General features: G+C 42.2%; 11 protein-coding genes. 4 read left to right on the top strand and 7 right to left on the bottom strand.

Annotation, left to right across the window (positions count from 1 at the left end):
- Positions 1-5: 5 nt before the first annotated feature.
- The 5 genes from C8R11_RS05910 to aat form a co-directional block, all read right to left on the bottom strand.
- Positions 6-5,171: a hybrid sensor histidine kinase/response regulator gene (locus C8R11_RS05910; RefSeq protein WP_107794901.1), complete on the bottom strand. Its 5,166-nt coding sequence runs from the start codon at positions 5,169-5,171 to the stop codon at positions 6-8.
- Positions 5,172-5,212: 41 nt separating this feature from the next.
- On the bottom strand, positions 5,213-7,309 hold the full coding sequence (locus C8R11_RS05905; RefSeq protein ID WP_181258176.1) for a methyl-accepting chemotaxis protein: 2,097 nt from the start codon (positions 7,307-7,309) through the stop codon (positions 5,213-5,215).
- A 180-nt stretch (positions 7,310-7,489) separates the two neighbouring features.
- On the bottom strand, positions 7,490-8,509 hold the full coding sequence (locus C8R11_RS05900) for a quinone-dependent dihydroorotate dehydrogenase (protein WP_107794899.1): 1,020 nt from the start codon (positions 8,507-8,509) through the stop codon (positions 7,490-7,492).
- Positions 8,510-8,560: 51 nt separating this feature from the next.
- Positions 8,561-9,277, bottom strand: coding sequence for an arginyltransferase (locus C8R11_RS05895; protein ID WP_244907565.1), 717 nt, complete (start codon positions 9,275-9,277; stop codon positions 8,561-8,563).
- Positions 9,264-9,977 (bottom strand): leucyl/phenylalanyl-tRNA--protein transferase, encoded by a 714-nt coding sequence (gene aat, locus C8R11_RS05890; RefSeq protein WP_107794897.1) that lies wholly within the window; start codon positions 9,975-9,977, stop codon positions 9,264-9,266. Before aat ends, C8R11_RS05895 begins: the two co-directional genes overlap by 14 nt.
- A gap of 322 nt (positions 9,978-10,299) precedes the next feature.
- On the opposite strand from aat, the gene C8R11_RS05885 reads away from it, so the two are divergent.
- Positions 10,300-11,211, top strand: a complete 912-nt coding sequence (locus tag C8R11_RS05885; protein ID WP_107794896.1) for a hypothetical protein — start codon at positions 10,300-10,302, stop codon at positions 11,209-11,211.
- A gap of 207 nt (positions 11,212-11,418) precedes the next feature.
- Here the strand turns inward: C8R11_RS05885 and C8R11_RS05880 are convergent, their stop codons facing one another.
- The gene (locus C8R11_RS05880; protein WP_107795017.1) at positions 11,419-12,255 is read right to left on the bottom strand and encodes an SDR family oxidoreductase; all 837 of its coding nucleotides are present in this window, start codon (positions 12,253-12,255) and stop codon (positions 11,419-11,421) included.
- A gap of 128 nt (positions 12,256-12,383) precedes the next feature.
- Between C8R11_RS05880 and C8R11_RS05875 the strand changes: the two genes are divergently transcribed.
- The 3 genes from C8R11_RS05875 to C8R11_RS05865 all read left to right on the top strand — a co-directional run bounded on the left by C8R11_RS05875 (position 12,384) and on the right by C8R11_RS05865 (position 13,915).
- Positions 12,384-12,761 carry a DUF6164 family protein gene (locus tag C8R11_RS05875; protein WP_107794895.1) on the top strand — a complete coding sequence of 126 codons (378 nt, stop codon included), beginning with the start codon at positions 12,384-12,386 and terminating at the stop codon, positions 12,759-12,761.
- Between the two features lie 70 nt (positions 12,762-12,831).
- Positions 12,832-13,356: a cytochrome P460 family protein gene (locus C8R11_RS05870; protein ID WP_107794894.1), complete on the top strand. Its 525-nt coding sequence runs from the start codon at positions 12,832-12,834 to the stop codon at positions 13,354-13,356.
- Positions 13,357-13,597: 241 nt separating this feature from the next.
- The gene (locus C8R11_RS05865) at positions 13,598-13,915 is read left to right on the top strand and encodes a cupin domain-containing protein (RefSeq protein ID WP_107794893.1); all 318 of its coding nucleotides are present in this window, start codon (positions 13,598-13,600) and stop codon (positions 13,913-13,915) included.
- A 167-nt stretch (positions 13,916-14,082) separates the two neighbouring features.
- On the opposite strand, the gene rpmE is transcribed toward C8R11_RS05865, so the two are convergent.
- Positions 14,083-14,331 carry a 50S ribosomal protein L31 gene (gene rpmE / locus C8R11_RS05860; protein ID WP_090702544.1) on the bottom strand — a complete coding sequence of 83 codons (249 nt, stop codon included), beginning with the start codon at positions 14,329-14,331 and terminating at the stop codon, positions 14,083-14,085.
- Positions 14,332-14,576: the final 245 nt, after the last annotated feature.

Raw genomic sequence — 14,576 nt, 5'->3', positions numbered from 1 at the left:
TACTGTTATGTCTGTTTTGAGACATAGCGTAAGATGTGGCTCAAGAGATCACCTTCTTTATAAGGCTTGCCAAGGAATTCGTTAGCGCCCAGTTGCTTGGCCATTTGGCGGTGTTTATCCGCTGTACGCGAAGTAATAATGATGATGGGTATATGAGCTGTCTCAGGGTTGTTACGAATGTTTTGGATGAGCTCAAAACCGTTCATTTTGGGCATCTCAAGGTCCGATAAAATGATGTCTGGCTTGATTAGTGAGATTATTTCAACGGCCTCCTGACCTTGTTTTGCGGTAAAGACCTCATAACCCTCTTGTTCCAGTAATCGGCTGGTTACTTTGCGCACCGTTAATGAATCATCGACAACAAGAATCGTTGCCGTAGATTCTTGTTTTTCGGGTGATGTGGTGATGATTTCGGAAACAGGAGTTTTAAGAATTTGCTGTACATCGGGGCGTTGTAACAGTTTAAGTAAATTCAGAATAAGCACTGGTTTGCCTTCTCCGGTTACGGTTGCGCCTTCAACGCCTGGCGCATGCATAATCTGAGGGCCGGTGTTTTTGACGATGACTTCACGATTGCCTATTAATTCATCAACATGTACCGCAAGGCGCAAATCACCGTTATGCAGCAAAAGTGTATGATTATGTCTTTTTGTTTCTGGTCGTTGCTCCAATTGTCCGAGAAAAAATGATAAGTAAGTGAAGGGGTAAGTTTCGTCATCAAAATGTATCTGTTGATCCTGATATGCTGATTGAAGGGCATCGGGATTCAATTCCTGAACATGTGCAACAATTGGGGTGGGTATTGCAAAAATTTGATTGCCAGCAGACACAAGAAAAGATTGCGCAACTGCCAGCGTTAGCGGCAGTTGGATATGGAATACAGTTCCCTTGGTTTTTTTCGAGCTGACTGTTATTTGACCACCTAATCCGGATATGTCATTTTGTACGATATCCATACCAATACCACGACCGGCAGTATCAGTAACTTGACTATGTGTAGTCAAGCCTGGAGAAAAAATCAGTGCAGCTATCTGATCATCATCCAGATTTTCATTTTCGTTGATCAGGTTTAGCTTGATCGCTTCTTTGCGTATGTTTTCTAGGTCTAGGCCGCTGCCATCGTCACTGACTGTAATAATGATTTCGTTACCTTCCTGATAGAGATCTATTTTGATCTGACCAGTTTCCTGTTTGCCGGACCGGGTGCGCTGATCCGATTTTTCAATGCCATGAGCAATCGCATTACGTAGGATATGTTCAAGCGAAGCGCTCATTTTCTCCAGAACACTGCGATCTATTTCGATTTCTTCGCCCTGAATTGTCAGATTCACTTTTTTACCAAGATCATTGGCTGTTTTTCTGGTAACACGATAATACCGCTCTGAAATATTTCCAAATGGTACTGTACGAATACGTATCAGTTCCTGTTGTAATTGATGGTTGATGGCTGCCTGCTGCGCGACTGTTTCGGTTGCGGCGTTATGAGTCGAGCTCAGATTTTTTTGGACGGTCATGACGTCATCAATACTTTCCGCCATGAGCCGCGTCAGTTCCTGAAAACGCGTAAAGCGATCCAGCTCAAGTGGGTCAAAAAATTGTTCGCTGGTTTGTTGTTGAGCAATATGAGATTGTATTTGTGTGTCTGCCTGAATTTCAATTTCGCGTAATTGACCGTGCAGGCGGTCGATGCTTTCTGTCAAATCCTGAAGTGATTGTTTGAAACTATTCAGTTGTGTTTCGATTTTTGTACGGATAATGCTAGCCTCGCCGGATTCATTGACCAAACGATCTATGAGTTCTGCATTAACCCGCAGCACATTGCCGAATTGAGGTGTTTCTTCTGGTTTTGCTTCAGATAAGGCTGGAAGTGCAGGAGTAGAGGAACTATTGAGTTCAGGTGTTCCAGATGACGTTGCAATGGACGAATCAGCTATTGCAGTATCTGTTGCATCTGAAATGTCAACAATATTCACAGTAACAGCGGTTTCTGTATTCACTTCTTCAGCTTGCAATAGTTCTATTCTTTCGCATAATTGATCGAAATCATATTCGACCTTTTCTATGGAGGAAATCGGAACAACGGGGTTGTTAAATGCCTGTTCAACTTCTCCTTCCATTGTATGGATTAATTCTCCCAGTTGTTGGGCACCGACCATATGTGCACTGCCTTTTAGTGTATGCAGGAGTCTGAGCATGCTGATGTGGATTTCATCGTTTTGAGGCAGGATGCGCCAGGCACGTAATTTCGCGCTGATTTGAGGAATGGTGTCTTTCGCTTCCTCAAGAAAAACATGACGCAATTCAGTGCTGATATTGTCTAGCGTATCACTCGAAATTTCTTCTTGAGCGTTTCCAGATGTGATTTCGTTTTGTTGTATGAAAGGTGGTACTTTTTTAACTCTGTATTCGCTTAAGTTGATGGGCTCGGAAAGATGAATCGTTTCGATTTGCTTTCGATTCTGTTTCTGGTGTTTCGTTATTTCCTGCGATAAGAGTTGAGCAAGCTGTAAGTCAGTTTCATCAGGAAATTCTTGTTGATGTACTTTGTATAACAGCTCATCTAGTTGCAGTATGCAGTTTTGTATCAGCTGTGTGTCAGATTCTTTTATTTGTGTGTTTGTTTCTTTTAATTGGGATAGCCATTCTTCCAGTTTGCTGCTTAGATCGGCAATGAAACCCAGTTCTAAAGCACGTGAAGTACTGGCCAGTGTATGGGCTGCTAGCGTAAGTGGTTGGCTAATTCTGGCCGGATGTGCGGTCAGAAGTGTTTTTAGCTCTTGATTTAGCGTGGCCAAATGCTGCCTTGACTCAATTACAAATATTTCAAATAGATCGGCGGGTATGGAAATGCTGCCAATAGCAATGGCGATTTTAGGCGGAGCAGTATCGTCTGACTGATCGGTTGGTATGGATCCAGGCGATGCACTTTGTTCTTTTTTATCGTATTCGGTTAATTGACTAATTCGCTCACGCAGCTTCTCCAATTGAATTTCTGCTTTACCTGAAGTCTTAAGACTGTTGCACCATCCGATAAAAGCTTGATGTGCATATGCCATCAAATCAATTAATTCACCGGATGCCTGTTTTTTTTCATTGAGCCAGTTGCTCAGTGTTCTTTCCATTATCCACGCTGCTTCACTGAGAAATTCCAGTTTAACCATACGGCCGCTACCTTTGAGCGTGTGAAATCCCCGTCGGATATCAGTTAATGATTCCAAGTCTGAGGTATTTGATTGGCAATTCTGGATATACCCAGCAATTTCAACCAGGATTTCGTCTGCTTCTTCCAGAAAAATACTCAGTAATTCCGAGTCAACTCCAGAATCAATTTTAGTCTTGGGTTCCGCAAATTCGTCCGGACTGACTGCAGTTTCGATAGTATCTTTTTCTCTAAAATCGGATTCGATGTCTAATGAATCGATAGTGGTTGATGTGGGTCGGACACTTTGTTTAGCAGCATTTTCAAGGATCGCGATCGCGGATTCTATAACTCGATTGCTTGTCGACTGATCAATTTTAAAAGCTTCCAAGAAGAAACTCAGGCTGCTCAATCCATCGACAAACAGCTTCTGCTCATCCTGAAGTAAGCCATAGTCTGGATCAGAAAATTTTTTTAGCAGATTGTGACAGAGATTTAGCAAATGATTGGCGCGATGCAAATCCAGCATGCTGAGAACACCGGAAGTTTGTTTGAATAGAGACGTTAGTTCAGATAGTGAAGTACGCTCAGCAGGGGTTTGTAAAAATTGTTCCACTGTTTCTTCGATTTGTCGAAGATTAATGAGAATTTCCTGCACAGTCTGTATTTGCGTTATATTTTTGAGTGCCGGGTTCTTGATTTCACCTAACGAAGTTGCAGTCTGTGGCTCATCAAGCATTCCATCGGCTTTAGCAATTTTTGATAGTCGTGTGGAAATGGCCTCAATCTGTTTTGATAGATCATCCGGAAGTCTGTTGAAATTCTCCGTGATACTTTCTAAATGCAGCAGTGCAGTGGCGATCTCCATTGTTGCAGCTTCGTTAATTTCCGATGGGTCTGCATGAAGCGCCTGCAGCGATCTGGCCGCATTATTGATGGATTCTATTAACTGCTGCAAGGGCATGCACGGGATTGGGATACACATTGATTGATCACGCAATTGAGCCATGCTGTCTACAAATGGCGCAAAATCATCATGCTCGCCGGAACAAAATGCTTGCCAGTTCTCATTGGTTTGCTTTAGCGTTTCGCGCATTGTCTGCAGACTGAATTGCTGTGATTCTGCGGAGGGTAAATCAGTCGAGCTGGATTCTGTTATTCGCGGCAAGATATATGCATCGCGGATCGCAGCAATTTGTTCGCTTGTGGAGGATGGATAATGCATTGCGATCTGGTAAAGTAACTCGCGTGTGAGTTGCGATAGATCCTGAAGTGAGTCTGCTGAAAAATGACGTAATACCTGTTCAATTTTTCCGCATAATCTGCGGCTTGATAGTTCGATATTCGATTCTTCCTGAGATAACAGGCCTTCCAGAAAACCGGTAGCTACCCACCAGAAAGCGCGTTGTTCAGTCGGGCCTGGAAATTGTTCAATTTGATTGATCGCATTATGCATTTTTTTTAGGTTGTTATTGCTGTCTGTTTTTTTTAGCCATTGAACCAAACCAGTCTGATATTCGGCGCGTGCCTGTTTGGCCAGCGTTTTGAGTTGCGAAGCATCGGTGTTGACTAATTCGGGCTTGAGGGGCGGGTTTGCGGTCAAACTGGGATAAAATAGATCAACCTCGGATACCTGTTGATGCCCGAGTAACTGCATCAAATCTCGGTAAGCTGGAAACAGACGCAGTGGATTTTCCTCGGCACCGTTAACCAGTTCGTCCAAGTAGTTAAGCAAGGCACGCATGGTGCGTTTAATTACAGCTATGCTTTCCGTACCGAAATCATTTTGTTTGTCGGCCGTTGCGATAAGCTGCTCAGCTTTCTCAGTTATTACAGTAATATTGTTTAATTCGAGCATCTTAAACAATCCGTTTAACTGGTGGATGTAGATGCCGCATGAATCAATCTGCTTGGAGTCGTTTAGATTCTGGCTATAGGTATCCAGGTTTTGTTCAATTAATGAAAAAATTTCATGAATTCCTTCAATCATTCCTGCGATGGATGAGATATTAAGCTTTTTTGGAGTATGCATTGATCGATCGAATAGGACTATGAATTTTAGAATTAATAAAATTAAATTTTGAAGCTAGATACGGATGCCTTAAGTTCTGAAGCAAAACCTGAAATTTGTTTGACCGAGGCAGTTGTCTGTTGGGTTCCATGTGTTGTTTGCCGAGTAATATGTAGTATTTCTTCCATATTCTTGATGACTTTATTGGCTTCCTCTGTCTGAACATGGGTGGTGTCATAAATATTGGTAACATGATTCGCGAGGCGTCTGGATACTGTTTCGATTTCTTCCAGTGCGCGTCCTGCTATGTTTGATCTTTGGGTGCCTTTGGTGACTTCCAGTGTGCTTCTTTCCATGGCGGCGATGGCGTCGTATGTATCGCTCTGAATCATTTTGATTAATCGACTGATTTGTTTGCCGGCTTCTGCTGAACGTTCTGCGAGCCGTTGAACTTCCCGTGCAATCTTGCTGAAACCACGTCCTGCTTCGCCGGCTGCCGTTGCCTGGAGTGCGGCATTTAACGCAAGAATATTGGTTTGTTCAGTAATATCTGAAACCAGTGAGACAATCTCGCCGATTTCTTGTGAGCTTTCCCCCAGTCGTTTGATACGCTTTGATGTTTCTTGAATATGTGTGCGAATTTTATCCATGCCGGCAATGGATTCGCGTACTGCGGTGTTGCCTTTTTCGGCAGTGATGAGTGATTGTTTGGCAACTTCTGTAGATTCTGTTGCGGTGTCGGAGACTACGCCGATGGATTCAGCCATGTTTAATACAGCGACGGTTGTTTCTTCAATTTTTAATGATTGCTGTTGTGCAGCAGCTAATAGTTCGGTGGAAACACGCTGTGCTTGACTGGATGCGTTAACCACTTGAGCGCTGGCTTTGTTGACCTGTTCAACCAATGAATGCAGCTCTTCAATGGTATAATTAACAGCGTCAGCGATTGCTCCCGTAATATCTCCTGTTACTACTGTGCGTACCGTGAGATCTCCATCAGCCATTTTTTTCATGTCATCTAGTAGTTGTAACATGGCTTTCTGTGTGCCGTCCATTGAGTATGAATTGATTTGCGGTTCACTGTACTTCTTTTTACGCAATGTATATATAAATGCAAGCAACGATAGCGCAGCACCGACAAGGAGTCCGTAATGTATTTTTACCATTAAATCAGTGTTGTCAGCGTCATATGTCTGCAAGGCCTGGTCTAGCGCTGCGACACCGTTCCATATTATTTCGCTCTTGTGAATGGTTTCGTTAGCGGCGGCTTTGGCCGTCATAACATCTGAAATTTCAGTCTGAATTGTATTGATATTATTGTCAATTTTTATGAACAACGATTTAATCTTAGGCAAAACTTCCTGTATATCTTGATCACTGACTGCTGAAAGATTCAGTAGATTGTGCTCTTGATTGAATGCCTGCAAAATGGCAGAAAACTGTTTGCGATCATGCGCCAATTGTTTTTTTATTTCCGATACTGGAAGCTTGCTCGACAGGCTGACATTGACGCTGCGCGTAACATTTTGTATGAGTGTTCGCATGGCTGTTGCTGTACCTAATTCATCAGACAAATTGCCGATTTGCGTGAAGCGATCGATCAACTGCTCTATTTTTTGATGTAATTCTCTGCTAGTTGAATTAACTTCACTAACCGCTTCGCCAAGGCTGATGAGCTTCTGTTGGTTACTGAGAAACAATTGAATTTTTACTTCTACAGATTGCCAGTTCTTAATTATTTCTTCTAGAAATACGACCAGATTTTCATGGGTAATGGGCGCAACATAATTTTGACGCAAGTAGCCGCCTTGTGATAACAGCTTAATATATTGATTGATTCTGTTATGACTGTCCTGTATCTGTATATAAGCGGCTTTATGGCCTGAGAATGCAAGCTGAAGGGCCGTGGGCAACCGCTGATTATGTGTTTGCATGCGTGCGGTGATTTCAAGTCTTGTTGCGTTTTGCCGGGTCTGTTTCAAGTGAAATGAAAGAATCGAGCTAAAGAGTAATAGCATTAGAATCAACAGACTGCCGGAGATCCATTTTTTCGTTGAAGAATCTGAATTATTTTTGTTCTTATTCGGTGCAGTAATGGGGGAATGTATTTTTTTTTCGGATTTAGAGATTGTTTTAAATTTTGAAAAAAATTCCGTCATTGGTATCTCCATTTTCCAGAATCTGTTTTGGAAACTAAATGATTTTTAGTTTGGAACCTAATTGTAACTGTATTACGCAAAAAACAGGATAATAACCTGTAGCAGGCTGTCTCAAAGTCTGTTACAACTACCGATAGCCTGATCGCCTTGTTCAAATTTCGATGTTTTTTTGTGCCGGGTCTAGTGGCGAGGGTTGCAAATCACTTTCGCGATATCAAGTATTAAATCGGGTCCCTGATAAATCAAGCCGGTATAGATTTGTATCAGGCTTGCACCGGCATCCATTTTTTCCTTCGCATCTTTTGCTGACATAATGCCGCCGACACCTATGATTGGGATACTGTCCTGCAGAAAATGATGGAGTTGTTGTATGATCGCAGTTGCCTGATTTGTCAGTGGTGCGCCGCTCAGGCCACCGGCTTCTTTTGAGGCTGCAAGGTGTTCTGTTCCGTTGCGAGACAGTGTGGTGTTGGTTGCGATGACGCCGTCAATCTGGTGTGCCATGAGCAAAGTGGCGATTGATTCGATCTGTGGTGCATCAAGATCAGGTGCTATTTTTACAGCCAATGGCGTGTATTGGCCATGTATCTGGGCCAGATTGCGTTGCTCAGATTTTAATTCGGACAACAGTGTATTCAGTGCTTTTGTAGATTGTAATTGCCGTAAGTTTTGTGTATTGGGTGAGGAAATGTTTATGGTGATATAGCTGGCGTAACGATAAACCTTGCGCAAGCAAATCCGGTAGTCTTCAACCGCATTTTCAATAGCAGTGTCGAAGTTTTTACCAATGTTGATGCCGAGTATTCCTTTATAACCTGAAGTTTTTACATTCTCGATTAATTGGTCGACGCCCTGATTGTTAAAGCCCAGGCGATTAATGATTGCGCGTGCTTGTGGGATACGAAAAATGCGCGGTGCAGGGTTGCCTGGCTGGGGGCGTGGTGTGACGGTGCCAATCTCAATAAAACCAAAACCTAGTGCCGATATGGCATCCAGGTGCTCTCCATTTTTATCCAGTCCTGCCGCGAGTCCGATAGGATTTGGAAACTTTATTCCCATGACTTGATATGTTGGGCAAATAAGCGCCTGGCGTTTGACTAGCCTGAGTTTAAGCGTTGTTTCGATTGCCTTGAAAGTAATGTGATGAGCTGTTTCAGGATCGAGCTTGAAAAGTAAAGGGCGCAGCATTGAGTAGAGCATGTTTTTATCGATAGCTTTTATGCAAAAATTGTTCGCAAGCAATATGCTGAATTATAGTTTGTCCATAATCTGTTGAAATGGCAACCATTGATTGCCCCTCAAAATTTCCAGTGGTTGAAAATTGGTTTTATAACTCATTTTATTATGCGCTTTGATCCAATAGCCCAAATAAAGATAATTCAACCCAAGTGTTCGGCATAGTTGAATCTGCCATAAAATATTGTAAGTACCGAAACTGGCCTGTTTGATATCTGGGTCATAAAAGGTGTAGACGGACGATAATCCATCGGGCAGTTCATCGATAAAACTGACCATGCATAATTGTTTTTTCTCATAAAAAGCGACTAACTTGGAACTTACATTGCTTTGCAGTAGAAAATTTTCGTATTGCTGACTGCTGTCATGATCCATACTGCCACCTGCGTGCCGCGCAGTCTGATAGCGCTGATAAAGCATAAAGTGTTCTTTTTCGAAGTGCAGCGCTTGTTGCCGGGCATTTAAATGCTGGTGTTTTTTCCAGCTTCTGCGTTGTGAGCGATTAGGTACAAACGCATCAACTTTAACACGAACCGATAAGCAGGCGTGACATTGTTCGCATTGTGGACGGTAGATAAAATGGCCGCTGCGGCGATATCCTTTTTTCATCAATTTCCCATAGGTTGCAGTGTCCATTGGATAATCTGGTGCAATCACTTCCGATCGCGCCATTCGTTCGGGCAGATAGCCGCAAGGATATGGATGGGTTGTGTGATATTTAAGCGTTTTCATTGAGTCGTCCATTCATGTTGCTGAAATTCCATTTCTTGTCCTGGTCTGTCTGGGGAGTCCACTTGTTCAGTAACTGGCTGAATTCTGTTCTGGGAATTTCTCGTGCACCCAGAGAGGCAAGATGTGCCGTTTTAACCTGACAATCGATTAAAACGAATTGCCATTGTGTTAACTGCTTGACCAAATGTACAAATGCAATTTTAGATGCATCCGGCACGTATGAAAACATGGATTCACCAAAAAATATTTTCCCCATTGCAACACCATAAAGTCCGCCTACCAATTCATTATTTATCCAGGTTTCAACAGAGTGCGCCAGTCCCATTTCATGAAGTGCTGTGTAGGCAGTAATTATTTCTGGATGAATCCATGTACCGGGTTGGCTTCTGCGCGGCGCGGCGCACGCTTGCAAGACTTGTGTGAACTGATGGTCAGTTCGAATAATGTAGTTATTTTTTTTTATCGATTTCTGTAAAGAACGGGACACTTTTAGCTCGTCTGGAAAAAGCACCATGCGTGGGTTCGGACTCCACCACAGTATGGGATCTTCTTCGTTGAACCATGGAAAAATACCTTTCTGATATGCATTGATCAGACGCTTCGGCGAGAGATCGCCACCAACGGCGAGTAAGCCATTAGGTTCAAGTAAGGCTTTTTCCAATGGTGGGAATGGAGATCCGACTGAAAGTATATGAATCATAAATTTACTCTTAAGGGATTATTTCAAAGCAATCCTTGATTAAGGTCAAAGTTGTTGTAGCTAATAACCAATATTATTCGTAAATATTAATCGCGCATTGGAAAAATCGAGAGAAAAAATAAAACTGACTCTCTCGCATAGAGTGGCGGGGAGCAGGCAGGCTTTAAGCATATTATTGATTATGTGATTATGTGATTATGTGGTTAGCAAAAAGTCATTTGTCATCAGAGCCCCTGAAAATTCAGCAGCTAACCGATGCGTAGCATAATTATCTATTGAATTCATCGACATCAGCAAATGCAACAACAAACGGAGGGGTTGAATGAAAAAAAATTTTAACAAAAAATATTTGTCCGCCATTATTGTAGCAAGTACCTTTTTGTTGGTTACAGTGACGGTTGCACCGCACGCTTTGGCCCATGATGCAGCTGCGCAGCGAATTAAGCAATTAGAGCAAAGTCTGCAGGCTATTCAGGCTGAATTGGAAAAAATAAAATCTGAAACTGCTCAGTCTGCGCAAAAGGTAAAAAGCATAGAACAAACAACAAACCAAACTGCACAGAAAGTAGACACTATCGAACATACGAACGCTGCTTTGGAAGAACGTATAGACCCCCTTATTAGCCGTGTGGACCAAAAAGATCGTATGCTGTTTTTTCGAGGCGGTTTTACACATATGATGAATCACCGTAACGGCGTAACCATCCAAAACCAGGTGCTGCCTATTGGCGCGCAGGATCGAGCTGATCGAAATGGCTGGTATATTGGAGCAGGGCTTGACTGGAGTTTAACTGACGATGTGTGGGGTATTGTTCCAAATACTTCTATTTTTGCAGAGCTGATGTTTGAGTATAAAGAGTTTGGCCATAATGTTGAGGGCAACGGGGCAGTTGGTAATGTGCCCAGCATGCTGGCAGGCGGTGAATTAAATCCGATTCACGTTACCGTCAATCAGTTTACTCTGGCAGCGTCACCCAAAGTCAAATTCTTTAAAGGTTCAAAATTGCGGCCTTGGATTATTCCTGCAGGCTTGGCAGTCCATGTGCTGAGCCCGCCATCTGAATCCATTACCTATATAGTACCAGGCGTTCAGTTTGGCGCCGGCCTTGATTATCACATTTGGAAAAACTTTTATGTCGGTATTGACGGCCGTTATCAATTGACTGCTGGCAAAATAGACGGTATTAATCTGAGCGGTATGACAGTAGGTGGTTATCTCGGCATTGGTTTCTGAAGAAGAGCATAATAAACAAAACTGTACGAATAATTATTTAAAGACACAGATAAATTCTTTGTATTTTGCGCCTTGAAAAGTAATAGCAAATCGTTAAGTTCGTGACGAAGCCATTGCACCTCGCTGTTTCAGTGAGGTGTTTTTTTGTCTGGAAGATGTAGTATGAGGAGCGGATATATCCAGATGCTTTAATTTAATATTTTCCATTCAATTATTGTTGCCGGATTTTGCGAGCAGCGCGTCGAGCGCGCGCGTACTGAGTATGCGTTTAAGGATGCCAAATAAATAAGTTGGGAAGGTGACATAATAGCGTGGGTGCGGTTTCTCGGATTCTAATGCGTGTATGACGCGTTTGAGCACAGCCTCCGGTGGTAACGTAAAGGGCACGGCAGGTCCTTCTTTGTTAAGACGTTTGAGCACGTTTTGATATCGCTCCTGATGAATGCTTTTTTCTATATCGACATATTTTGCCAGCATTTTGATTGCATTCTGTCGGAATTGGCTGCTGATTGGGCCGGGTTCAATTAAACTGATGTGAATATTGCTGCCTTTTAATTCGAGACGCATGGTATCGCTTAGTCCTTCGACAGCGTATTTTGTTGCATTGTATGCGCCGCGGAAAGGGAGAGATACAAAACCTAATACAGAGCTGTTTTGAATAATGCGTCCATACCCTTGTTTGCGCATTATCGGCAGCACGAGGTTGGTTAGCTCCTGCCAGCCAAAAACATTGGTTTCGAATTGATCACGCAATGCATTTCGACTCAAATCTTCAATTGCACCCGGCAAACCGTAGGCGCCGTTATTAAATAACGCATATAACTGACCATCCGTGCGGCGCATGACTTCTTCAACAGCAAGTTTAATAGAATTCGAATCCATAAGATCCAGGTGAAAGCTTTGCAAACCTTCGCTTAGTAGCATTTGTACGCTTTCTGGCCTACGCGCTGTGGCAAAAACATGGTAACCTTTCTCATGCAATGCCTTGGCAACACAATAGCCAATGCCGGTCGAACAGCCTGTAATTAAAATTGATTTTTTCATAAACACAGTTCGATCATTTGGAAATGGTTTTTTATCACTTATGCTTGACAATCTAACGATTGCACAGATAGCATCAATTGAACAGAAAATCTCTGCTTGGTACGAATAGCTTAACAGCGGGTTCATCAATGTCAAAAATTTTATTCAAGCTCAACGGTGTTTCGAATGATGAAGCGAATGAAGTGCGTACACTGTTGGATGACAATGATATTGATTATTATGAAACTTCAGCAGGGAATTGGGGTATTTCCCTGCCGGCCATCTGGTTAAAAGATGTGACGCAATTCAAGCGAGCTAGAGCGCTTGTAGATGAATATCAGAAAGCGCGTACAATCAAAATGCGCGCGGAATATGCCCTCATGAAGAAAGAAGGAAAAAATAAAACGCTATTTGATGCAATAAAGGAGAAACCTGCTCAATTTGTGCTTCATTTAGCTGTATCTGCGTTGGTGGTGTATCTGTCAATACGATTAGTGATCGATATCGGCGAGATAGGTGCCAAATAATGCGTAAAGGTTTGCTCGCAAATATAAGTTTTGTTGACTTTATTATTGACTATACAAAAAGGAGTAGATGATGAAAGTTACTTTGAAAATAGTGGCTGCAATTCTGATAATGACACCGTTATATGCTTATAGTGGGGGCAATCCAGAGCATGTTAAATTTCCGGAAGGCTATGAAAAATCTTTTACAAAATACAGTACAGCTAATCGTGCAAATCAAACTCAGGTTGCTAAATTGTATGCGAATGAAACAACAATAAACAGCTATAAGCAGGGCCAGGAAAGTGCATCCGGCTCAGTTGTTGTGATGGAAATTTATACACCGAAAAAGAGTGCAGACGGTAAACCCGTTGCAGGTAAGGATGGTGTTTTTGAAATTGATTCGCTGGCAGCCGTTGCTGTGATGGAAAAACGTGAGGACTGGGATGCGAGTTTCTCAGCTGAAGACCGAACCGGTAACTGGGGATTTGCAGTTTATAACCCTGATGGAACCGAAAAAAGTAATGATTTGAATTGTGTACAATGCCACACTCCCCTCTCCGGGCAAGATTATCTATTTACCTATCAAAGATTAGTTGATTTTGTGAAAAATCATTAATTTTGATTATTCATGGACAGCGTTAGAGCAGGTAATCCAATATTTGTATGCAAAGAATTTTGGTTGCCTGTTCTATATAATGTGACGAAACGTTAGATTCTGTTCTTTGGACTTCGATTGGCTTGATGAATCATCGTTTACTGAGTATCCAGGATATCGAAGTGATTGCATATCGATCCTGTGTATTCATCGGACTCTAGTTTTTATTGCCGATTGGTTTGTTGTGGGTTGAGTAAACACAGTGAAACCAGAAAATATTTTCGCAGCGATTCCCGTTAAACTCGAAAAGGAAGCTTTTGAGACGCTGGTAAGTAGTTCGGTTGTAACCATTGAGAAAATCATCTCTAAAGGTCATCGCTCTCCGGAGGGCGAGTGGTATGACCAGGAAAAAAACGAATGGGTGTTAGTATTAAAGGGGAGTGCAGAACTGACATTCGCTGATAAAACACTTGTTCGTTTGGAAGAAGGAGATTTTATTCATATACCGCCACATAAAAAACATAGGGTGAGTTGGACGGATCCAGATAGAGAAACTTTCTGGTTAGCGGTGCATTACTGATTCATTGAAAAGGGAATGCATATGCATTCCCTTTTTATTATTTTCATATATTGGCGTCACTCGCCAGATAAAAACCGGAATTATTCAAATAGCCTGTTGTTCCCAGCATATAATAAAATCACAGGGAGCATGAGATTGATAAGGCGGTCTTATTTTTTAATAAAATCCTAAGAAGAGGCGTTGGTTCCGGTTCCTGATGTGCTGCGTTTCGGAATCTGTGTGCCATATTTCTGGCGGAATTTCTCCACACGACCCGCTGTATCAACAATTTTTTGTTTGCCGGTATAGAAGGGATGGCAAACGGAACATACTTCAACGCTCAAAGGCTTGTTCATTGTAGATCGCGTTTTAAATTCATTGCCGCAACTGCATGTGACGGTTATTTCCTGATAATCGGGGTGTATCTCTGCTTTCATTGTATTTTATCCTTAGTTGCCAAAGCATTTAGTGCGCGTATAACGTAACGTTGCATTATCCTTTAATATTCATGTCGGTGCAACTTTTAACTGGTATTCTATCCTATAAAAATCACTATGATCGGCAATAGTCAGAACGCTTTCATTTGTTGATAAAGATAATAGGTAGATGCATCTCGGGGGCATCATGTTGACATTAAGTGAGTGTTGTAACGCAGAAAAAAAATTGTTGTATAATGCCTTGT

Origin of the sequence: Nitrosomonas aestuarii, from assembly GCF_003046585.1 — a bacterium.
Taxonomy (GTDB): domain Bacteria; phylum Pseudomonadota; class Gammaproteobacteria; order Burkholderiales; family Nitrosomonadaceae; genus Nitrosomonas; species Nitrosomonas aestuarii.
Note: the sequence above shows the minus strand (reverse complement) of the source record. Positions and strands in the feature narration are given on the sequence as shown.